This is a genomic window from Paracoccus sp. SSJ (assembly GCF_030234105.1).
In the GTDB taxonomy this organism is placed as follows: Bacteria; Pseudomonadota; Alphaproteobacteria; order Rhodobacterales; family Rhodobacteraceae; genus Paracoccus; species Paracoccus denitrificans.
Window position 1 is genome coordinate 125,170 of sequence record NZ_JASSPE010000001.1, and the last position, 21,587, is coordinate 146,756.

The window sequence follows — 21,587 nt, forward strand, 5'->3', positions numbered from 1 at the left end:
GTCCGGCGCATCATGGGCCGCAAGCCGTGCCCTGCACTTCCAGTAACCATCGCCGCGCGGCCACGTCAATGCAAACGGGATTGGCAATCCAATGAAACTCGCGGGGGTTGTTTCGGACAGTCGGGATGCAATCCGGAAAACACCTGCTCCTTATTCCCGCTTCGGACAGGCTTTATCTGTCCGAAGCGCTTGGCCGCAATTGCGTCTGAGGAATCGAATAGGCATGCAGCCTTCGTAAAGCGCAGCAGGAAATCATTCTTTTTACAGCGCCATGACCTTGGGGGCAGCACGCCGTCGGCCATCTGCGAACGGACATAACCTGCGAATGGGCAAGTATCGCGTGGAGATGAAGGACGAGAAGTATATCCACCCAAACTGCAGCGGTTACGGAATGTCATCCCTTATTTTCACGCCTGCATGACGCTCATTCCATCCAGAAAAATCCCTGAAAATCGGTGGAATTGGAAATAATGGGCATTTCTGATCGGGTCGCAAACGCCTACACCGCGTCGCCGGCCAAGGTCTCTGCGAACAGATCGGCACACCAATTGGTCACACGCCGCGCAAGCGGATCGTCGCGCAGGTGCGGCTGCGCCAGCAGCCATATCTCGCGCCGGGCCGGCAGGCGGTGGACCTGGAAGCGCTCGTCGCCGACTAGATCAACGCTCAGGAAATCCGGCAGCACCGCCGCAGCACGGCCGCTGTCGACCAGCACGCGGATCACCTGAAGGTTCGCGCTGCGCAGCCTTGCCTGCCGTCCGGGAAAATATTGCTGGAAATCCTGCATTTCCGGCACTTCCATCAACGGGTCCGGATAGGCGGCCAGCACCAGGTCCTCGGGCGCGGCGCCGCGCGGCAAAACCAGGTTGAAGCGCATTTCGCCGACGCGGCGCATGGTGAAGTTGCCGCGCCGGGGACGGCCGAGCCGGATCGCGATATCGGCATGCCAGCGCGCCATGTCCACATTGTCGTCCGAGGTTTCCAGTTGCAGCGACAGCTCCGGCTCGGCGATCAGCAGATCCGCCAGCGTCGGGGCAAGATAGTGCTGCGCGATGGCGTCGATCGTGGTCAGCCGGAAATTGCGCAGCGGGCGCTCCTGGCGCTCCAGCTGCAGGGTGATCGCCTCGGCTGCCTGCTCCATCAGCACCAGGGGCTGGAGCAGGGCCCGGCATTGTTCGGTCGGTCTGCGCTGTCCGTCGACCGCCTGAAACAGCACGCGACCCAGGCTGCCTTCCAGCCGGGCCAGGCGGCGCGCGATGGTGGTTTCCTCGACATTCAGCATTTTCGCAGCCCGGTTGAACGATCCGCATCGGTTGATGGCGGCCACCACGCGAAGGTCGTCCCAGTTCATACTTTCGTCTCCGCTGCACGTATGCAGGCACCGGCTGCAGATCCTGGGGGTTACCAGAACGATCCGTCCACTTCAATCTGCCAGGGATTTGCGCGGGTATTTGAAACCTCAGACTTTCGTCGTAGTTTCAATTGCTTCCGGGCAGATCCGAACAAGGACCATTGAGCGAGAGGAGGCGTGACATGGTTTCTGTCGAAGATTTGCACGGCCTGTCTGCGGGCCAGGCGTCGGTGCCCGATTGCGAGCTTTTTCCACAGTCCCCTTCGGCCGCGACGCGGATCGCGGTGTTGCTGGCTGCGGCCCTTGCCGGGGCGGCGGGCGGGGTGGCGCTGGCATCGGCGGCCGGTCCGCAGCCGCTCTGGGCGGTGATCGGCGCGGCGGCGGTGGCGGGCGGGCTGTTGTCCACCTGGTCGCCCTGCGGCTATTCGTCGATCTCGCTTCTGCGGCCGGATGGGCGGGGGCTGCGCGCGGTGGCGGGTTGGCTGCCGACATTCGCCATGCACGGTGCGGGCTACGGCCTGGGCGCGCTGATGCTGGGCGGCCTGCTGGGCGGCATCGGGCTGATCGCCGGCTTTTCCGGTTTCGGCAGCACGGCCCTGCTGGTGCTGGGGCTGGTCGGCCTGGCTTACGGTGCGCATCAGCTTGACTTCCTGCGCGTGCCCTATCCGCAGCGCCGGGCGCAGGTGCCGCATGACGCGCGCCAGCGTTTCCCGAAATGGGTCATCGGCGGGCTTTACGGGCTGTCGCTGGGGCTCGATTACCTGACCTATGTGCAGACGCCGCTGCTTTACATGATGACGCTGGCGGCGGTCTTTACCGGCAATATCGCCCATGCCATCGCCATTGTCGCGCTGTTCAACCTGGGCCGGTTCCTGCCGGTCGCGGTCAACGCGCTGCCGATCCCCGATTACCGGGTGCAGGCATGGCTGGCCCGGCACCAGGAAAACGCCGCGCTGGCCGACGGCGCCATCCTGACCGCGCTTGGCGCGGGCTTCACGGTGCTGGCGCTGATCTGAACCACCCCGACTCTCGATCCCATTCATACGGCGATGCCCGCGTGTCGCGGGTGTCCTGCTGCCATCACAGGAGGAGACGATGGCCCTTCCACCCAATTTCATGCCGCTGTTCCGGGCTTCGCTGATCGGGCTTGGGCTGGGCTGCTCGGCGCTTGCGCTGGCGGCCAGCGCCCAGGACGCGCCCGAGGCCGAGACCCAAGCCCAGGAAACCCAAGGCCAGGCCGCTGCCCGCGCCGCCGCGGCCGACCTTGCCGCCGGCCAGGACGACGAGCCGCGCATCCTTGAGGCGCCCGCGCCCGACGCGCGCCGCGTCTATGTCAACGACCCGGCGCATTTCGCCGCGGTCACCCAGCAATTCGTCATCGACGGCGAGGCGGGCCGGGTGATCGGCATGATCGACGGCGGCTTCCTGCCCAATCCGGTGGTGGCCGACGACGGCTCGTTCATCGCCCATGCCAGCACGGTGTTTTCCCGCATCGCGCGGGGCGAGCGCACGGATTACGTCGAGGTCTTCGACCCCGTGACGCTGCTGCCCACGGCGGATATCGAGCTGCCGGATGCGCCGCGCTTCCTGGTCGGCACCTATCCCTGGATGACCTCGCTGACGCCGGACGGCAAGACGCTGCTGTTCTATCAGTTCTCGCCCGCTCCGGCCGTCGGCGTGGTCGATCTGGAGGGCAAGGCGTTCAAGCGCATGCTGGACGTGCCGGATTGCTATCACATCTTCCCGACCGCGCCCGACACCTTCTTCATGCATTGCCGCGACGGCAGCCTCGCCAAGGTGGCATTCGGCACCGAGGGCACGCCCGAGATCACCCATACCGAGGTCTTCCACCCCGAGGACGAGTTCCTCATCAACCACCCCGCCTATTCGCAAAAGGCCGGGCGGCTGGTCTGGCCGACCTATACCGGCAAGATCCACCAGATCGACCTGTCCTCGGGGGATGCGAAGTTCCTGCCCGCCGTCGAGGCGCTGACCGAGGCAGAGCGCGCCGATGGCTGGCGTCCCGGCGGCTGGCAGCAGGTCGCCTATCACCGCGCGCTGGACCGCATCTATCTGCTGGTCGATCAGCGCGACGAATGGCGCCACAAGACCGCCAGCCGCTTCGTAGTGGTGCTGGATGCCAAGACCGGCGAGCGGCTGGCCAAGTTCGAAATGGGCCACGAGATCGACTCGATCAATGTCAGCCAGGACGAAAAGCCGCTGCTCTATGCGCTCTCGACCGGGGACAAGACGCTTTACATCCATGACGCCGAAAGCGGCGAGGAATTGCGCAGCGTGAACCAGCTGGGCCACGGCCCGCAGGTCATCACCACGGCGGACATGGGCTAGGGTCATGGCGGATTTCCTGATCCAACCCATGGTGCTTTGGGCGCTGCGCATCTTTCTGGCGCTGCTTTTCGTCGCGGCGGCGCTGTCCAAGCTGCGCCATGTCGAGGAGTTCTACGGCGTGGTGCGCAATTTCCGCCTGCTGCCCGACCTGGCCAGCCGCGTCGTGGCGCTGGTCCTGCCGGTGGTCGAGGCCGCGGTGGCGGTGGGCCTGGTGGTGACGCCGCTGGCCGTTCCCGCGGCGGTCGCGGCGGCGGCGCTGCTGCTGGTCTTTGCCGCGGCGCTGGCCATCAACGTGCTGCGCGGCCGGACCCAGATCGATTGCGGCTGCTTCCGCAACGGGCTGAAGCAGCCGGTCAGCTGGCTGCTGGTCCTGCGCAACCTGGTGCTGACCGCGCTGGCCCTTGCCATCGCAGCCGGCCTGCCGACGACTGCCCCCGCCGCGCTGGTCGAAGGCGCGACGGGCCTGCTGGCCGGCGCCACCGCCATGCTGATCTATCTGAGCGCATCGCTGCTTGGCGGGCTTTCCGCCGCGCAGACGGCAAACAAGACTGCGAAAGGACGCTGACATGACTTCCTTCCTGATCGCTTCCAACATCCTGTTGTGGCTGGCGTTCCTGGGCGTGACCGTGGTGATGCTGGGGCTGATGCGCCAGGTCGGGCTGCTGCACGAACGCTCGTCGCCCATGGGCGCGATGATCACCGATCACGGCCCCGATATCGGCGATGCCGCGCCCGAGTTCGAGCTGCCGGATTTCTTCGGCCGCCCGGTCCGCATCGGCGGGGCCGAGGCGCAGGGACGCCAGACGCTTCTGATGTTCACCGCGCCCAGCTGCCCGGTCTGCGACAAGCTGTTCCCGATCATCAAGTCCATCGGCCGGGCCGAGGGCATCAACGTGGTGATGATCTCGGACGGCGCCCCCGAGGAGCACCGTCGCTTCCTCGACAGCCACGAGCTGGGCGAGATGCGCTATGTCGTCTCGGCCGAGGCGGGCATGGCCTTCCAGGTCGGCAAGATCCCCTACGGCGTGCTGCTGGACGGCCAGGGCATCATCCGTGCCAAGGGCCTGACCAATACCCGCGAACACCTGGAAAGCCTGCTCGAGGCCGACAAGACCGGCTTCGCCTCGTTGCAGCAATACATGGCCAGCCGGAAGAAACAGGCGGCCTGACCGCCGCGGTGTGAACCCCCGAAAGACAGGAAGGAGAGTTCCATGCTGGGGAATTTCAGATTCGACGACATGGTCGAAAAGCTGTCGCGGCGCGTGGCTGGCCAGACCAGCCGGCGCAGCGTGATCGGCAAGCTGGGAACGGCGATGCTGGGGATCGGGCTGGTGCCGCTTCTGCCGGTGGACCGGCGCGGGCGCGTCAGCCGCGCGAACGCCGCCGATGCGCCCGCGGGCACCGATCCGCGCGCCAAATGGGTGCCTCAGGACAACGACATCCAGGCCTGCGACTATTGGCGGCACTGCTCGATCGACGGCAATATCTGCGACTGCTCGGGCGGCTCGCTGACCAATTGCCCGCCGGGGACCAAGCTGGCGACGGCAAGCTGGGTGGCCAGCTGCTACAACCCGACCGACGGCCAAAGCTATCTGATCGCCTATCGCGACTGCTGCGGCTACAACGTCTCGGGCCGCTGCCCCTGCCTGAATACCGAGGGCGAGCTGCCGGTCTATCGTCCCGAATTCGCCAACGACATCATCTGGTGCTTCGGCGCCGAGGACGATGCCATGACCTATCACTGCACGATCTCGCCCATCGTGGGCAAGGCGAGCTGACGGCGGCCGGGCGCGCATGCCCGCGCCCGGCCTTCATCCCGCATGGAGAAGCAAATGATTTCTGCGACCAAGATCCGCTCGTGCCTGGCGGCCTGCGTCCTGGCGGCATTCGGCGCGACGGGCGCCCTGGCCGACAAGGCGACGATCCCCTCGGAAAGCCCCTTTGCCGCCGCCGAGGTGGCCGATGGCGCCATCGTTGTCGACATCGCCAAGATGAAATACGAAACCCCCGAACTTCATGTGAAGGTCGGCGACACCGTCACCTGGATCAACCGCGAGGCGATGCCGCACAATGTCCATTTCGTCGCCGGCGTGCTGGGCGAGGCGGCGTTGAAAGGCCCGATGATGAAGAAGGAGCAGGCCTATTCCCTGACCTTCACCGAGGCCGGCACCTATGACTATCACTGCACCCCGCATCCCTTCATGCGCGGCAAGGTCGTCGTCGAGTAGCATGTGAAAGGCCGGCCATGTGGATTCCCTACGACATTCGCGGCTCGCTGAAGCCTGAATCGCCAGCCGGGACGATCCGCCTGTCGCGGACCGATACCAGCCCGCGCGAATTCCTGGTCGGCTTTTTCCTGCGCAACCCCGTCACCCAGGCGTGGGAGCTGGACATCGCCGTCCCCGCCTCGGGGCTGGAACTCGCCCTGCCCGGACCCGGCAGCCCCCTGCCCCTGCGGATTTACGGCAACGAGGCCGGCAAGCTGGCCGAAGCCATCCTGCGCATCACCGCCCCCTCGGCCGAAACGGCGCTGGCCCAGGCGCACGGGGTGTTGCAAGCTTGGCTGCTGCGCCAGGTGGTCGAGACCGGCCGCGGCATGGCCATCGCCGGCTGGCGCATCGCCGATCCCGCACACGAGGCGCGCTGGCGCTGCACGCCCTTTCGCCCCAGCGCCATGTCCCCCGATTTCGTCGCGCAGGTGCCGCTCGCCCCGGATCTGCTGCCCCTGGCCGAGCTGTTCCAGCGCGCACGCAACGCGCCCGACGCGGCCAGCCGGATGCTGGCGGCCTATGCCGTGCTGTGCGGCCTGCGCGACCGCCCCGTCGCCAGCGATTTCCAGGTCACGCAGGAGATGCTGATCCATGCCGGGGCGATGGAGCATCAGGCCGGCCTGCAGGGGCTTGACCTCGCCGCGCTGATCGCGGCGCTGCGGCCCGAACATGACCGGCTGATCGCGCCGGGCGGGCTGCTGGCTGTCCTTTCGGACGATCTGGCCGCGCAGCAGCGGCTGGCACGGCTGGCCAACCTGGCCGATCTGGCCGCACATCGCCTGCTTCTGGCCCAGATCCGCACCCGCGCGCCCGCACCCCAGCCGATGGGGGCCGCGTGATGCTGCGGCTGGCCTGCCTTGCACCGCTGGCGATCCTGATCCCGGCCGCGGGCACGGCGGAGCAGGCGCGGCCCGCCGATGATGCGCTGGCGGCACTGGGCGCGCAGCTTTTCGTGGACCCGGCGCTGTCGCGCAATGCGACGCAATCCTGCGCCACCTGCCACGACCCCGCCCGCGCCTTTACCGACCCGCGCGAGGGCAAGGCGGGGCTGGCCGTCTCGGTCGGCGATGACGGGCAATCGCATGGCGACCGCAACACGCCGACGCTGGGCTATGCCGCGCTGGTCCCCGCCTTCCACCGCGATGCGAACGGCAAATACAAGGGCGGCCAGTTCTGGGACGGCCGGGCCGACGACCTGAAGCAACAGGCCGGCCAGCCCATGCTGAACCCGGTCGAGATGGCCATGCCCGACCGCGAGGCCGTGGCCGCCCGGCTGCGCGACGATCCGGCCTATCTGGCCGGGTTCGAGGCGCTGTTCGGCAAGGGCGTGCTGGACGATCCCGAACGCGCCTTCGACGCCGCCGCCGAGGCGCTGGCCGCCTATCAGGCGACCGGGGAGTTTTCGCCCTTCGATTCCAAATACGACCGCGTCATGCGTGGCGAGGAGAGGTTCACGCCGCTTGAGGAGTTCGGCTATACCGTCTTCATCACCTGGAACTGCCGGCTCTGCCACATGCAGCGCAAGCAGGGCGTGGCCGAGCGCGAGACCTTCACCAATTTCGAGTATCACAACATCGGCCTGCCGGTGAACGAGACGGCGCGCGAGGCCAGCGGCTTGGGCGCGGACCATGTCGACCACGGGCTGCTGGCCCGACCGGGCATCGAGGATCCGGCGCAATCGGGCCGGTTCAAGGTGCCCAGCCTGCGCAATGTCGCCGTGACCGGCCCTTACATGCATAACGGCGTTTTCACCGACCTGCGCACGGCGATCCTGTTCTACAACAAATATACCAGCCGCCGGCCCGAGGCGAAGATCAACCCCGAAACCGGCGCGCCCTGGGGCGAGCCCGAGGTGGCCCGGAACCTGTCGCTGGCCGAGCTGCAATCGGGGCTGATGCTGGACGACGGCCGCGTCGATGCTCTGGTCGCCTTTCTCGAAACGCTGACCGACCGTCGCTATGAGCCGCTGCTGGAGGAAAGCCGCGCGGCGCAAAAGGACTGACCAAGGGCCCCCGCCGGGGCCGCCAGGGAATGGAGGCCCGCATGACCGGCCGACGCAAGGTGACAAGACGGGACGCGATGGCCGATGCCGCCCGCGCCGTGGGCGCGGCCTGCCTGGGCGGCTTTTCGCTGGCGGCGCTGGTCAGGACGGCAAGCCCCGTCGACGCCCGCGCCATCCGCCCGCCCGGCGCGCTGCCCGAACAGGACTTCCTGGCCGCCTGCGTGCATTGCGGGCTATGCGTGCAGGCCTGTCCCTACGGCACGCTGTCGCTGGCCGAATGGAACGACGAGGCGGAACTGGGCACCCCCTTCTTCACCCCGCGCGAGGTGCCCTGCTACATGTGCAAGGACGTGCCTTGCGCGCGGGCCTGCCCGACCGGGGCGCTGGATCGCGACATCCCCTCGATCCGCGATGCCGACATGGGGGTCGCCGTGTTGGTCGGGCACGAGACCTGCCTGAACTACAAGGGGCTGAATTGCAGCATCTGCGTCCGGGTCTGCCCGATCCGGGGCGATGCCATCTCGCTGGAGCCGCAAGAGATCGACGGGCGGCGTGTGATGATCCCGGTGGTGCATTCCGCAAGCTGCACCGGCTGCGGCACCTGCGAAAAGCAATGCGTGCTGGGCCATGCGGCGATCCGCGTGCTGCCGCGCGACCTTGGCCTTGGCGGCCCCGGGCGCAACCGGGCGGGACGCAAGGCATGATCCGCTGGCTGACCCTGTCCAGCCGGCATCGGGCCGCCGCCCGCCGGGGCTGGCTTTCGGCGCATAAATGGTGGCTCTTGCGCCGTTGCTGCCAGATCGCGGCGCTGGCGGCCTTCATGTCCGGGCCTCTGGCCGGATACTGGATCATGCGCGGCAATTTCGCGTCGAGCGAGATGCTGGGCGTGCTCGGCCTCTCGGATCCCTATATCCTGCTGCAATCGGCTTTCGCCGGCTGGCCGGTGGCAGCGCCGGCGCTGGTCGGCGCGCTGCTGATCGGGCTGTTCTACCTGCTGGTCGGCGGGCGGGTCTATTGCAGCTTCGTCTGCCCGGTCAACATCGTCACCGACACCGCGCATTGGCTGCGCGAAAAGACCGGGCTGACGCGGGACCGCAAGCTGGACCGGCGCACGCGGCTGTGGCTGTTGCTTGGCACGCTGCTGGCGGCGGCGCTGACCGGCACCATCGCCTGGGAATATGTGAACCCGGTCAGCATGATGCAGCGCGGGCTGATCTTCGGCGCCGGGCTGGGTTGGGGCATCGTGCTGCTGGTGTTCCTGCTGGACCTGTTCGTCTCGCGCCGGGCCTGGTGCAGCCATCTGTGCCCGGTCGGCGCCTTTTACGGGCTGGTCGGGCGGTTCTCGCTGGTCCGCATCTCGGCCCGCAACCGGGATGCCTGCGACAATTGCGGCGCCTGCTTCAGCACCTGCCCCGAGCCGCATGTCATCGTCCCGGCGCTGAAGGGCGAAGGCAGCCCGCTGATCCTGTCGGGCGATTGCATCAATTGCGGGGGCTGCATCGATTCCTGCCCGAACCGGGTCTTTGCCATGGCCAGCAGGCTGCGGCCGTAAGGCGCGCAGGCAAGGGCCTTGCGCCCGGTCCTTGCCGACCGGGCCATGATCGCGGCGCTATTCCGAGACCTTCTTCACGAATTGCGACTTCAGGCCCATCTGCCCGATGCCCGGGATCTTGCAATCGATATCGTGATCACCCTCCACGAGCCGGATACCGCGCACCTTGGTGCCGACCTTGACCACCGAGGACGACCCCTTGACCTTCAGGTCCTTGATCACCGTCACCGTGTCGCCGTCCCTCAGCACGTTCCCGACGCTGTCGCGGATCTCGGCCTCGGCTTCGGCCTCTGCTTGCAGGGACCATTCATGCCCGCATTCGGGGCAGGTCAGAAGGGCATCCACCTGATAGGTGTATGTCGACGAACATTCGGGGCACGGCGGCAGGTTTTCGGTCATGGCGCGCAATCTAGCCCCCCGCGTGCCGGTTGACCATCGCAAGCTTCGGTTTTGTGGCCCATTTCGCTGCCAGGTCGCCGGGAAAGCGGCTGCCGGCTCAGGATCTCAGCCCCGGGCGCCCCGCAAGACCCAGCGAGATGGCCATGCGGGCGGCATCGGCGCGATTGTTGATGCCGAGCTTGCGGTAAAGCTCCTTGATGTAATGGCTAACGGTATGCTCTGAAATCTCCAGCCGGGATGCGATGGCGCCGGTCCGCTCGCCCTGCCCCAGCAGGGACAGGACCTGCTCTTCGCGGCGGGACAGGTGGATGTCCAGCGGCTCGCCCGCCGGGACCATGCCGTCGCGAAGGCGATGCGCGAAGGCCAGGGTATTTTCGATCTTGAGATGCAGAAGATCGAGATCGACCGGCTTGGTGAGGTAGTCATGCGCGCCGGCGCGCAGCCCCGTCAGATGCGGCTCGCGATCCGACAGCGCGGTAAGAAAGATGAAGGCGGTCGTTTCCGCCAGCTTGCCCGAGGCACGCAGATCGCCCAGCAGTTCGAAGCCGCTGCGCCCCGGCAGCATGACATCGCAAAGCACGATGTCCGGGCGGTTCCGGGACAGGATGGCCTCGGCCTCGTCGCTGTTCGATGCGGTCAGGACCGCATAGCCGCGGGATGAGAGTTCCTCCCCCAGTTCCTCGAGGATGTATTCCTCATCCTCGACGCAGAGAATGGTCGCCGGCGCATGCTCCCGACTCATTGGCGTGTTCCCCCGTAGCAGGCACGGCGACAATGAACTCGGACCCCTTACCCATGTGCGAAGTGAACGTGACCTCGCCGCCATGCAGCGAGACAATATCACGAACAAGGCTAAGGCCAACCCCGACCCCCGGCAATCTGTGGACATTCGGCGCACGATAGAACCTGTCGAAGACCGCGCCCTGCGCGGCATGGGGGATGCCCGCGCCGCTATCCGTGACCCGGCAGAAGATCCGGCCGCCGTCCCGCCACGTATCCAACCGCACCGGCGACGGCGCATCGGAATATTTCATCGCATTGGACAGCAGGTTCAGCACCACCTGTTCCAGCAGCACGGGATCGCCGTCCGTTTCCAGCCGCTGGGTAGCGAGGCCGAGTTCAAGGAGCCGGCCCGGATTGGCCTGCCGGGTCTGGTCCGCAGCGATGCGGACGATCTCGTTGAAATCCACGATCCGGCGCGAGAGCGTGATGTCCTTGCCCTCGACGCTGGCCGAGGCAAGAAAGCTGCTCAGCAGCCGTTCAAGCCGCTCGGCCGCGTCCAGGATACGGCTGAACTTGCGGCGGAGCGTTTCGGAAAGCGGCGCCTCGTCGCCGCGCAGCTGCCTTTGGGCGATCATGTGGATGATCGAGACGGGCGTGCGGAACTGGTGCGAAACGGTCACGATGAAGCTGCGATAGACCTCCTTGGCCCGGCGCTCGACCTCGAGCGCCTCCCGCAGCTCCCTCGTTCGGGCGACCACCGTCCTTTCCAGCTCCCCGCGGTGTCTTTGCAACTCGGCTTGCGCGCGCATGGCCCGGCGCATGTTCCGCCAAAGCAGGCCGGCCATGATGACACCCGTCACGAACGTGCCGCCGACCGCGAACAGCAGCAGCTGCATGACCCGAAGCAGGGTCTGCCTGCGCGCATGCCGGTCGATCCTCTCTTTCAGCGCGGAGGCGTTGGTGATCTCGCGCAAGACCGATGACAGTTCGGCGACGCGCGGCATCAGCGCATCGGCATCCGCGGCATCGAAATCCTCGGTGGAAAAGGCCGGGTCGAGTTCGTCCAGCAGCGCCTTGGCATGAACGACCTGCTCGCCGGTGCCGATCGAGCGGAAATAATCCATCTGCGGCCGGTCCGTCAGCAGCGCGATGCGGCTGTAGAGGATGTCGAAGCGCAGCAGGACATCATCGATGTCCCGGTCCAGGCTGACGCGATAAAGGGTCAGCATCAGGTTCTGCGCCTCGCGATCCGCCTGGGTCGCGGCCCACAGGTTGCCCTCGACGATCTCCTTGCGGAAACCCTGGTCGATATTGATGAGCTGGACGAGCGAGTAGACGAACAGCAAGACGAAGCTTGCGATCGTCAGCAGCGCGAAATGAGAACCGCGCAGGCGCATCAGAGAACGGTGATCTCGAACAATTGCCAGATCCAGCGCTCGTCCATGACGGCGTTCTGCAACTCCGCCCGCTGGTCTCGCGGATAGACCAGCCAGAGCGGCCCCTTGTCGCGCACCCGCATGGGCTTGCCGTTCATCTCGCGCGCCAGGAGGGGATCGTAGTTCCAGGCATCGTCGGCGGGAACGACGATCCCGAAATCGTTCAGCGCCCGCATCAGAAGATTGCGTCCCGCCAAGTCCGGGCGGGACAGGCCGCCACTGGTCAGCACGTCCTTCAGGAAGGGGCCGCGAAATGTCTGCACGCCCTCGGTCCAGCGGGTTTGCGTGGTAAGCTCCTGCCAGGGCAGCGCCGCGATATCCTCGTCCCGCAACTCCCTGACGCGGCCGGACGGCTCGGTGATCGTCAGCATGGCCCTGTCCGCATGTGCCAAAAGCGGCGAGGCCGGCGCAAGGGCCGCGACGGAACCGGACAGGACAAAGGCTCTTCTGCCAAGGGTCGTGGTCGCGCGATTCATGTGGCTGTCTCCAGGGCCAGAACATAGCAACGAAGTATGGCATGCGCGAACCCGGGTATAGCCCGCGCATGCCATTTCGTCACCACCGGCCCGCAGGCCGGCGCACTCGTTATGATAATGAATTGTATAAAATTGTTGTCCCCGGGGCTTTCCGCGACAATGACACGGACCCGAGTGGATACCGGCATCTTTGGCGGTTCCGGCCGGCTCGCGCCATTCCCCAAAACAGGGGAATGGCCCACGTTCGCATCGCTTCGGCCGCAGCCCGCCGGCCGGGCGACCGCATCGCAAGCCGCACCGCGCCCCATCCGCCAGCCCATCCGCCCGCGTCGTGGCGCGGCCTTGGCCCGGCCGATCCGTCGGCCCCGGCCGCCCTTCGGCAAAGCCTCGCCCAAGACACGCGCTCCTCGCGCCCATGTGTCCTGCCGCGGCTTGGCAGGTGCGTGTCGCGCCGATAACCGGGGGAACGATTCCGCTGCCCGGCGATTATGGGCAGGAAGCATCGCCGATGAAGGAGAAAGCCATGCGTCACCTGTCCCTGCTTCTGGCCGCTCTGGTTGCGGCGGGGCCGGCCCTGGCCGAGAACCGCGGCGTGGTGGTCGGCAACGCACGCTATCAGAACGCGCCGGAGCTGGCCGATGCCGATGCCAGCGCCGCCTCCGAGGCGATGAAGGCGGCCGGGTTCCGCACCGTGGCCGGCGCCGATCTGGCGGTCAAGGACGTGCGGCAGGCGCTGGCCGACCTGCTGCGGCCCGACGATTCGCCCGGCGCGCGGGTGGTGCTGCTGAACGGCCGCTTCCTGCATGGCGGCAGCGACAGCTGGTATATGGGCACGGATGCCGACAAGCCCGACCTGGTCGGGGCCGGTTCGCAGGGCGTGCCGCTCAGCATGGTGCTGGACCTGATGAAGCAGGCGCAGCCGGGCGCGGTGCTGCTGCTCGGCTCGGACGAGGCCGGGATGGAGCACGCGGCGGGGCTGGAGAACGGCATCGGCCCGCTGACCCCGCCCGAGGGGGTGACGGTGATCTCGGGTCCGCCGGCGGCGACCAGCGCCGCGGCGGCGGCGCTGCTCAGGCCCGGCGCATCGGTCGGCGAGGTGGTCGGCGCCGACGACCGGCTGGTCATGGCCGAGGGCGGCAATGCGCAACTGGTGCTGGTCGCGGCCGAGGCCCGGGCGGATGCCCCGGCCGGTTCGCTGGACGCGGATCGCGACCTTTGGGCCGAGGCTGCGGCCAAGGACACGGCCGATGCCTATCGCGGCTATCTGGACCGTTATCCCAGCGGGATCTACTCGGCCGCCGCCAAGGCGCGGCTGGATGCGCTGGGGGCGGCGCAGGCCGACCGCGATCTCTGGGCCGAGGCGGCGGCGGCCAACACCGTCGCGGCCTATGAGGATTATCTGGCCCGCTATCCCCGCGGCGAGTTCGCCGAGGCCGCCGAAAGGCGGCTGGCCGAGTTGCGCCCCGCGCCCCCTGCCGCCGAACCCGCGCCCGTGCAGCCGCGCCAGCCCGAGATCCAGCAGCCGCGCGAGATCGTGCCGCCCCGGCAGGTCTCGCAGGCCGAGCTGACCGAGAACCGGCTGAACCTGTCGCGGGCCAACCGGGTGGCGGTGCAGCGCCGGCTGAACGCGCTTGGCTATTCGACCGGCGGCGCGGACGGGATCTTCGGCTCGCGGACCCGCTCGGCCATCCGCGGCTGGCAGCAGCGCAACGGCTATGCGGTGACGGGCTATCTGACCTCGGCGCAAGTGGGCGCGCTGCGGACGCAGGCCGAGGCGGTGGCGCCCAGTCGCGACCAGCAGGACCGCGCCTATTGGCAGCAGACCGGGGCAAAGGGCGGCGCGCGCAACCTGCGCGCCTATCTGGACCGCTATCCCGACGGCATCCATGCCCAGACCGCACGGCAGAGGCTGGCTGCGCTGAACGGGGACGCACCGCGCGGCGACCGCGAGGACCGGGCCTGGGCACGGGCGCGGCAGGCCGATACCGTGCAGGCCTATACGCAATACCTTCAGAACTGGCCGCGCGGCGAACATGCCGAACAGGCCCGCCAGCGCCTCAACCGGCTGATCAACCAGGGCCAGCTGGGCAATGGCGTCATCGGGCTGGACACGATCATCCGCGAACTGGTGAAATGACCGTCAGTTCAGCATGACCATGGCCAGGAACGGCCCGGTCTCCAGCAGCATGTCCGAGAAGCGCTGGAAGTTTTCCGGGCTGACCGGCGGCGCGTCCGAGAAGTGATCCGCCAGCGCCCAGCCCTGGAACACCCCGTCGACCGGCAGCGGCGCGGGGTTTTCCAGCCATGCCCCCAGGTCGATCCCCAGCGGTGCGCGCCAGAACGGGATGGTCCTGTCGCCCGCCAGCAGCGCCTCTCCATCCGCCAGCACCCCCTGCCAGGCGGCGCCGGTGCCGGGCGGAAAGGCGATGCCGGTGGCCGAGACCTGCCGGTCGTTCGGTATCCATTCGCCGGCATTGTCGGTTTCCTGCCCGACCAGCGTCCAGAATTGCCGGTTCTCGGCGATGGTCTGCTGCCAATGCGCGCGGGCGGCGCGGGTGCGCCCGGCATCGGGCTGGTTGCGCAGCATGTCGATGGCGATGGCCAGCGGGTCGATGACATCGTCCATCATCCGCGGCAGCGCGCCCTCGTTCCCGGCCCGGCGGCTTTCGTCGATCCGGGCCCGTGTCGCAAAGACCTTTTCCAGGCTTGGCGTCGGGTCGAAGGCCAGCAGCAGTTCGGCCCCGCCCGAAACCAGATGCGTATAGGCCGCAAGCCAGGCGGCATCGGCGTTGTCGAAGCGGATCACCGGCAGCACGGGCGGCACGGGCTCGCCCGTTTCGGGATCGAGGGCCGGGATGCCGGACCAGACGATGCCGTCCAGCAACTCGGCCGCACCCTCACCCGGCGTGCGCTTGCCGTCGCCGTCGATGTCGAACCACAGATCGCCCAGCGAGATCGCCAGCCCGAAATCCTCGTTTCCAGCCAACCCGTCCAGCGCGGCGCGGCTGCGCGCCATCGCGGCCAGCGTCGCCTCGGTCTGCTGGGCCAACGCCTCGGGCGGCATCGGCTTCGGCGCGACGGCCTGCGGCAGTTCGGTGGAAAAGCCGAAAAGGGGGGCGCCGAAAGTCGTGAGGCCGTATTCCATGCGCCAGCGCCAGGCGCCCTCGACCGCGCCCAGGAACTCCAGTCCTGCGATGGCGAAATGCTCTTCGGGCGCCGGCGAGGGCAGCGCGTGCAGCCGCTCCAGCACCGGAGCGATGCCCTTTTGCGCGATCTCGCGCGACAAGGCCGAGGGCTCGACGGGCTGCGCCTCGGATTGCGCCTGTGCCGGCAAGGCGGTCAGGGCCAGGGCCAGGGCCAGCGGAACGCCCAGCCGCCTCACGGCCGATCTCCGGCCAGGCGGCGTGCGAGATCGCGCCGCGTCCAGTCGTCCAGCGCCAGATCCGCTGCCTTGTTGCGTGCCTCGATCCAGGCCGGATCGACGGCAAAGCGCGCCTCCAACCGCGCCATCAGCGCCCGGGCCGGGCCGTCGCCCGCCGCCGCGGCCGATGCGGCCAGCCGCCAGGCCAGGGCATAGCTGCGCGGCACGCCATCGCCCTGCTCATGCGCCAGCGCCGCATCGCGCAACGCCACGGGCGAGGCAAAGCTGTCCTCGGGCAGATCGGTGCCGGCCGGAGCCTGGGCCGCCAGCAGGTCGGCAGTGGCCAGCCGCGTCTCGATCCGGTCGAGCATCGCCGCCGCCCCCGCTGCACCCTGCGACGCCGCGCGCAGGGCATGGCGATAGGCGGTGGCCGGATCGGTGCCGGCCTTCAGCCGGGCAAGGGCCAGCGCCACCTCGGCATCCTCTTGCAACGGCATCAGCAATTCGATGGCGCGGCGGCTGTTCTGCGGCACGCCCTGCCCCTCGGCCAGGGCCAGGCCCACCACCCGGGCATCGGCATGGTCCCGGGGATCGGCGATCAGCGCCACGGGCGGCGTCGGCAGCGCGTTGGAAAAGCGCGGCCGGAACAGCGCCGCCGCATCCTCGGGGCCGAACCACAGCGTCGTGTCGAAGGTGATGGGCTCGGCCGGGCGGATTTCGGCGGTGATGCGCCCCGGTTCGGCCATGAAGGCCCGCAGCGCGCGGACCAGCCCCTGCTGCGTTTCGTGCAGGGCGCTGCCCGGCTCGGCGGTCAGCAGCGCCTGCGTGGCCTCGGGACTGCTCGCCTCGGGCGGCAGGAGCGGCTTCAGCCGTTCCCAGACGCCCAGGTTCTCGACCGACAGGTGCCCGGCCCGCAAGGTGCCGCGCAGGCCGATCTGCGGGGTTTCGCTGGCGCCGGGATCGGCAAACTCGTCCTCCTCGGCCTCGGGCTGGCCTGCTGCCGAGATTTTTTCGAAGAAATCTGGTGAGAACAATGATACATAATCGAAATTCGCGCTGCCCTCGATGCGGGCGATACCCGGGCTGATCGCCTCGATATCGGCATTCAGCGCACCGCTGCCCGAGGATTGGCGCAGGTCGACCGACAGCGTGGCCAGCGGGATATGGGCGCCGCCCGTCACCACGCCGATCATCGCCGCATTGGCACCGAAGCAGTTGTTCGCGATCGACAGGTCCGAGGCGTCGAAGCGCATCTGCGATTCCTCGTCGCCCCAGAAGCTGAAGCCCGAGATCTGCAACCGGCCCAGGGAAACGCGGCAGTTCTCGTGCTTGCCGAGCCCGGCGATTTCCAGGTCGCGCAGGATCAGCCCGCCGCGCGGTCCGTCGATGTCCAGCCCGCCATAGCGGATATCGGCCACCATCCGCGCGTATGAGACCGCACCGCGCACCAGCCCCGCCGCGATATTGGCGGGGGAGAAGATGCTATTCGTCGGCGGCGCGGACTGGGCATGCGGGGCGCTGGCCAGGGCCAGAAAAAGGGCGGTGCCGGCGCCAAGGCGTCGGGCAAGCGGGCTCATGGTGCTTCTCCTCTGCGGCTTCGGCAAGAAGGGAAAGCATCGTGGCGGAAGTTGCAAGCCCCTGCCGCCCGTATCTCCTGCTTCCGTGCGAAAAGCGACCGCCGGGCGGGGACGCTATGGCCCGCCCGGCTGCATGCATTTTCGGCGCGGTCGTCGGCTCAGCCCGCCTGCTTTCTGCGACTGCCCCGCTCCAGCGCCCCTCTCGACAGCCGATCCATGAGCAGCGCGACAGCGACGATTGCAAGTCCTGCGCGCAGGCCGAGGCCCATCTCCATGCGGGTCAGGCCGCGCGTCACCTCGGCGCCCAGGCCGCCGGCGCCGACCAGGCCCGCCAGCACCACCATGGCCAGCGACAGAAGGATGCACTGGTTCAGCCCGACCAGCAGGGTGGGCGTGGCGGCGGGGAACTCGATCTTCCACAGGATGGTGCCGGGCTTGGCGCCGATGGCCTCGCCCAGTTCCTTGAGGTCCTTGGGCACCCCGCGAAAGGCCAGCGTCGTCAGCCGCAGCATCGGCGGCACACCATAGACGATGGTCGCGATGATCGCCGGCACCTTGCCCAGGCTGAAGATCATCACCGCCGGGATCAGGTAGACCCATGGCGGCACCGTCTGCATCACGTCCAGGATCGGGCGCAGCGCCGCCTCGACCCGGGGGCGCCGCGCGGCCAGGATGCCCAGCGGAAAGGCGATGGCGACCGCGATGGCCACGGCGACCACCACCAGCGCAATGGTCTGCATCGAGCCGGTCCACAGGCCCATCAGCCAGCAGAACCCCAGGCAGCAGGCCGACAGGATCGCGACCCGCAGGCCGGCGGCAAAGAAGGCCGCCACCGCGACCAGCGCGATCAGCCCATAGGGCGGCAGCACCAGCAGCGCGCCCTCGATGGTGCCCAGCACCGCCTCGATCGCCTTGGTGATCAGGGCGAAGAAGCCGTGGAAATTCGCGTTCAGCCAGTCCACGACGGGGGCGAGGAAAGCTCCGGGGTTGAAGGTCATTTCGTCCTCGCAAGGCTTTGGGTGACGCGGTCCAGCACCATGGTCAGCACGACGATGGCGATCGAGGCGTTGATCGAGGTGGCGATGTCCAGCGTGCGGATGGCGCCGTAGATCGTCTCGCCAAGCCCGCCCGAGCCGACGATGCCGGCGATCACCACCATGCCGAAGGCCATCATCAGACTCTGGTTCACGCCCGCCATGATCGAGGGCATGGCGAAGGGCAGCCGGATCTTCCAGAACATCTGCGCCGGCGTGACCCCGCTGGCATGGCCCAGCTCGATGAACTCGTTAGGCGTCTGGCGGATGCCCAGAGAGGTCAGCCGGATCGCCGGCGGCATCGCCACGATCACCGTGGCGACCAGCGCCGTCGCGGGACCGAAGCCCAGAAGCGCGATGGCCGGCAGCAGGTAGATATAGGGCGGCATGGTCTGGATCAGGTCCAGCACCGGCACCAGCGCCCGGTCGAGCCGCGGCATCAGCCCGGCCAGAACACCTAACGGCAGGCTGATCGCCAGGGCGATGATGCTGGCGGCGATGACCAGCGCCAGCGTCTCCATGGTCTCGGGCCACAGCCCCATGGCGGCGCAGGCGATCAGCGCGACAGCGGTGGCGATGCCCGCCCAAAGGTTCAGCACCCGCCAGGCCAGCAGCCCGACAAGCACGGCCGCAAGGTAGAACGGCGGCAGCATCAAAAGCCAGAGCACGCCGTCATAAAGCCCCTCCAGCACCGCGCGGGCGCCATCGAAGATGAAGGCGGCATGGTCGGTCAGCCAGAACAGCGCGTTGTCGACGGTGGTGTCGAAAGCGGTGACGAAATTCTCCATGACGCCCCCTCAATGCGCGGCGGCGTCGGCATCGCCGCGCACGCCCAGCAGCAGGTTGCGGATGGTGACGATGCCGACCAGCTTGCCATCCTCCTCGACGGCGATGGCGTCGCTGCCGGTCTCGGTGATCTGGCCGATCAGCGCGTCGATATCAGCCTCGGGCGAGCAGCACGGCAAGCTGTCCACCGCACCCTGCCATTGCCCAGCCGGGATCATCACCGAATGCGCCTTGACCAGGTGCAGCCGCGAGATGCCGGCGACGAAATCCGCGACATACTGGTCGGCCGGGTTCATCACGATCTCTTCGGCGGTGCCGGTCTGGATGATGACGCCGTCCTTCATGATGGCGATGCGGTCGCCGATGCGGATCGCCTCGTCGAGGTCGTGGGTGATGAAGACCGCCGACTTGCCCAGATCCTTGGTGAGCTGGCGGAACTCGTCCTGCAACTGCCGCCGGATCAGCGGGTCCAGCGCGCTGAAGGGTTCGTCCATTAGGATGATCTCGGGGTCCGAGGTCAGCGCGCGCGCCAGACCGACGCGTTGCTGCATGCCGCCCGACAGCTCCGACGGGTAGCGCGCCTTCCAGTCCGACAGGCCCACCTTGTCCAGCGCGGCCGAGGCGGCGCGGTTGCGTTCGTCGCGCGACACGCCCTGCACCTCCAGCCCGAAACCGGCGTTCTCCAGCACGGTGCGCTGCGGCAGCAGGGCGACGGACTGGAACACCATGCCGATATGGCGGGCGCGGGTCTCGCGCAGGGTGGCGGCGTCCATGGCAGCGACGTCGCGGCCCTTGACCTTGACCTGGCCCAGGCTCGGCTCGATCAACCGATTGAGCAGCCGGATCAGCGTCGACTTGCCCGAGCCCGACAGGCCCATGATGCAGAAGATCTCGCCGCGCCTCACCTGGATGCTGGCATCCGAGACGCCCACCACGCAGCCGAACTCCCGCAGCACCTCCTGCTTGCCCAGGCCCCGCTGGGTGATCGCCCCGATCGCCTCGCGCGAGCGGTCCCCGAAGACCTTCCAGACCGACTGGCAGTCGATCAGAACATCGCTGGTGTCTGTTTGCGTCATTTCCATTTCCCTGTCGCGCTTTTTTTCCATGCCATGGCGGACGGCCCGCGCCGGGCCGTCCGCTGCGGCGGTCAGTAGGACTTGATGGTTTCCCAGCGCTCCAGCCGGTTCCCGTGCTCGCTGATCCAGCCGCCGATCGCCTCGTTCATGCTCTGCCCGTCGTTCACGGCGGCGTTGATCTGGGCGACTTCCTCGATCGGCACATAGACGCTGGCGAGGATCTCGCGCGCCTCGGGATTGGCTTCGGCGAAGCCCTTCTGCGCGATCCAGTAATAAGTCTGCGGCGGCGCGAAGATGCCCTTGGGATCGGCCAGGAACTTGGTGTCGAATTTCAGCGCCATCCAGGTCGGTTCCCACAGGGTGACGGCGATCCATTCCTGCCGGTCCACGGCGGATTTCAGCGCCGCGGTCATGCCGGCGGTCGAGCCCTCGACCAGTTGCAGCTTCAGGTCATAGGCCGAAACCGCATCGGCCGTCTCGCGCATCAGGCCGGCGCCCGGCTCGATGCCGATGATCCTGCCGCCGAACTTGTCGGCATTGTCGTTCAACTCCTCGACCGAGTCGATGGTGACATATTTCGGCACCGCGAGGCCCTGGTAAAGCCCGTGCGAGACCGGCGAGATCTTTTCGAGCCGGTTCATGTTGCGCTTCCAGTAGTCATGGGCGACGTAATCGACCTGCGAGGTCAGGATCTGCACGTCGCCCTTGGCCAGCGCCGCATAAGCGATGCCCCATTCCGAGAACTCGGTCAGCTCGACGGTGAAGCCCTTGTCCTCCAGCACCTTCTTGGTGATGCCCGAGATCGGGGTCAGGTCTTCCCAGGCCATGGTGCCCATCTTGATCACCTTGTCCTGCGCCATCACCGGCGAGGCAAGCCCCAGCGCCACGGCGCCGGCAAGGATGGCTTTGAAAAATCTGCGCATTCGTTCCTCCACTGATCGGGTTGGTCGCCCTGCCGTCGGGCAAGGGCCGTCATTCGCCGCGCGAGCCTGTCGCGGCGGGTTTTGCCCGGATCACTCCTTTTCAGGGCCGGGCTGGTTTTGCCGGGGATCGTCGGCCGTCTCCTCCTGAGCGTCCTCACACTCGGAATGGATAAATTTATCCCCGAGAGCCGGGCTGCGGGCAAACGAGATTTTCCTGTGGCGGGGCATTAGTAAATCTGCGGCAGCGGGCCGGCCGCATCAGCCCGGCTGCG

22 protein-coding genes are annotated in these 21,587 nt (G+C 67.7%); 11 read left to right on the forward strand and 11 right to left on the reverse strand.

The features are described 5' to 3' along the window. Positions 1-499: 499 nt before the first annotated feature. Positions 500-1,351, reverse strand: coding sequence for a Mau operon transcriptional activator MauR (gene mauR / locus QPR87_RS00625; RefSeq protein WP_285047655.1), 852 nt, complete (start codon positions 1,349-1,351; stop codon positions 500-502). 182 nt (positions 1,352-1,533) lie between these two features. On the opposite strand from mauR, the gene mauF reads away from it, so the two are divergent. The 10 genes from mauF to napH all read left to right on the forward strand — a co-directional run bounded on the left by mauF (position 1,534) and on the right by napH (position 9,524). Next, a complete protein-coding gene (gene mauF, locus QPR87_RS00630) occupies positions 1,534-2,367 on the forward strand; it encodes a methylamine utilization protein MauF (RefSeq protein WP_285047656.1) in 834 nt (277 codons plus the stop codon). Between the two features lie 79 nt (positions 2,368-2,446). Beyond that, on the forward strand, positions 2,447-3,700 hold the full coding sequence (mauB, locus tag QPR87_RS00635; protein WP_011750950.1) for a methylamine dehydrogenase (amicyanin) large subunit: 1,254 nt from the start codon (positions 2,447-2,449) through the stop codon (positions 3,698-3,700). Between the two features lie 4 nt (positions 3,701-3,704). Then, positions 3,705-4,265 carry a MauE/DoxX family redox-associated membrane protein gene (locus tag QPR87_RS00640; protein ID WP_285047658.1) on the forward strand — a complete coding sequence of 187 codons (561 nt, stop codon included), beginning with the start codon at positions 3,705-3,707 and terminating at the stop codon, positions 4,263-4,265. A 1-nt stretch (position 4,266) separates the two neighbouring features. Beyond that, positions 4,267-4,869 (forward strand): methylamine dehydrogenase accessory protein MauD, encoded by a 603-nt coding sequence (mauD, locus tag QPR87_RS00645; protein WP_011750952.1) that lies wholly within the window; start codon positions 4,267-4,269, stop codon positions 4,867-4,869. A gap of 42 nt (positions 4,870-4,911) precedes the next feature. After that, positions 4,912-5,478, forward strand: a complete 567-nt coding sequence (gene mauA / locus QPR87_RS00650) for a methylamine dehydrogenase (amicyanin) small subunit (protein ID WP_011750953.1) — start codon at positions 4,912-4,914, stop codon at positions 5,476-5,478. A 54-nt stretch (positions 5,479-5,532) separates the two neighbouring features. Further along, positions 5,533-5,928 (forward strand): amicyanin, encoded by a 396-nt coding sequence (locus QPR87_RS00655; RefSeq protein WP_011750954.1) that lies wholly within the window; start codon positions 5,533-5,535, stop codon positions 5,926-5,928. A 17-nt stretch (positions 5,929-5,945) separates the two neighbouring features. Continuing rightward, positions 5,946-6,809 carry a methylamine utilization protein MauJ gene (mauJ, locus tag QPR87_RS00660; protein WP_285047662.1) on the forward strand — a complete coding sequence of 288 codons (864 nt, stop codon included), beginning with the start codon at positions 5,946-5,948 and terminating at the stop codon, positions 6,807-6,809. Beyond that, positions 6,809-7,972 carry a cytochrome-c peroxidase gene (locus QPR87_RS00665; RefSeq protein WP_285047664.1) on the forward strand — a complete coding sequence of 388 codons (1,164 nt, stop codon included), beginning with the start codon at positions 6,809-6,811 and terminating at the stop codon, positions 7,970-7,972. The genes mauJ and QPR87_RS00665 overlap by 1 nt, the downstream gene beginning before the upstream one ends. A gap of 41 nt (positions 7,973-8,013) precedes the next feature. Next, on the forward strand, positions 8,014-8,676 hold the full coding sequence (gene napG, locus QPR87_RS00670; RefSeq protein WP_285047666.1) for a ferredoxin-type protein NapG: 663 nt from the start codon (positions 8,014-8,016) through the stop codon (positions 8,674-8,676). Next, a complete protein-coding gene (gene napH / locus QPR87_RS00675; protein WP_285047668.1) occupies positions 8,673-9,524 on the forward strand; it encodes a quinol dehydrogenase ferredoxin subunit NapH in 852 nt (283 codons plus the stop codon). Before napG ends, napH begins: the two co-directional genes overlap by 4 nt. Before the next feature lie 57 nt (positions 9,525-9,581). On the opposite strand, the gene QPR87_RS00680 is transcribed toward napH, so the two are convergent. From QPR87_RS00680 to QPR87_RS00695, 4 genes are all read right to left on the reverse strand, one after another. Continuing rightward, positions 9,582-9,923: a zinc ribbon domain-containing protein YjdM gene (locus QPR87_RS00680; RefSeq protein WP_285047670.1), complete on the reverse strand. Its 342-nt coding sequence runs from the start codon at positions 9,921-9,923 to the stop codon at positions 9,582-9,584. A 97-nt stretch (positions 9,924-10,020) separates the two neighbouring features. Continuing rightward, positions 10,021-10,665: a response regulator transcription factor gene (locus QPR87_RS00685; protein ID WP_285047672.1), complete on the reverse strand. Its 645-nt coding sequence runs from the start codon at positions 10,663-10,665 to the stop codon at positions 10,021-10,023. Continuing rightward, positions 10,619-12,043: a sensor histidine kinase gene (locus QPR87_RS00690; protein ID WP_285047673.1), complete on the reverse strand. Its 1,425-nt coding sequence runs from the start codon at positions 12,041-12,043 to the stop codon at positions 10,619-10,621. Before QPR87_RS00690 ends, QPR87_RS00685 begins: the two co-directional genes overlap by 47 nt. Next, a complete protein-coding gene (locus QPR87_RS00695) occupies positions 12,043-12,558 on the reverse strand; it encodes a putative pterin-binding protein (RefSeq protein WP_285047676.1) in 516 nt (171 codons plus the stop codon). Before QPR87_RS00695 ends, QPR87_RS00690 begins: the two co-directional genes overlap by 1 nt. Before the next feature lie 523 nt (positions 12,559-13,081). Between QPR87_RS00695 and QPR87_RS00700 the strand changes: the two genes are divergently transcribed. Continuing rightward, positions 13,082-14,695: a peptidoglycan-binding protein gene (locus tag QPR87_RS00700; RefSeq protein ID WP_285047677.1), complete on the forward strand. Its 1,614-nt coding sequence runs from the start codon at positions 13,082-13,084 to the stop codon at positions 14,693-14,695. Positions 14,696-14,698: 3 nt separating this feature from the next. Here the strand turns inward: QPR87_RS00700 and QPR87_RS00705 are convergent, their stop codons facing one another. The 6 genes from QPR87_RS00705 to QPR87_RS00730 form a co-directional block, all read right to left on the reverse strand. Next, positions 14,699-15,940: a hypothetical protein gene (locus QPR87_RS00705; RefSeq protein ID WP_285047678.1), complete on the reverse strand. Its 1,242-nt coding sequence runs from the start codon at positions 15,938-15,940 to the stop codon at positions 14,699-14,701. Further along, a complete protein-coding gene (locus QPR87_RS00710) occupies positions 15,937-17,496 on the reverse strand; it encodes a hypothetical protein (RefSeq protein ID WP_285047679.1) in 1,560 nt (519 codons plus the stop codon). The genes QPR87_RS00705 and QPR87_RS00710 overlap by 4 nt, the downstream gene beginning before the upstream one ends. Before the next feature lie 158 nt (positions 17,497-17,654). Beyond that, positions 17,655-18,494, reverse strand: a complete 840-nt coding sequence (locus QPR87_RS00715; protein WP_011750966.1) for an ABC transporter permease — start codon at positions 18,492-18,494, stop codon at positions 17,655-17,657. Beyond that, complete coding sequence (locus QPR87_RS00720) at positions 18,491-19,318, reverse strand: ABC transporter permease (protein WP_285047682.1); 828 nt, start codon at positions 19,316-19,318, stop codon at positions 18,491-18,493. Before QPR87_RS00720 ends, QPR87_RS00715 begins: the two co-directional genes overlap by 4 nt. Before the next feature lie 9 nt (positions 19,319-19,327). Continuing rightward, complete coding sequence (locus QPR87_RS00725; RefSeq protein WP_285047683.1) at positions 19,328-20,392, reverse strand: quaternary amine ABC transporter ATP-binding protein; 1,065 nt, start codon at positions 20,390-20,392, stop codon at positions 19,328-19,330. A gap of 71 nt (positions 20,393-20,463) precedes the next feature. Further along, positions 20,464-21,315 (reverse strand): glycine betaine ABC transporter substrate-binding protein, encoded by an 852-nt coding sequence (locus QPR87_RS00730; RefSeq protein WP_285047684.1) that lies wholly within the window; start codon positions 21,313-21,315, stop codon positions 20,464-20,466. Positions 21,316-21,587 lie beyond the last annotated feature (272 nt).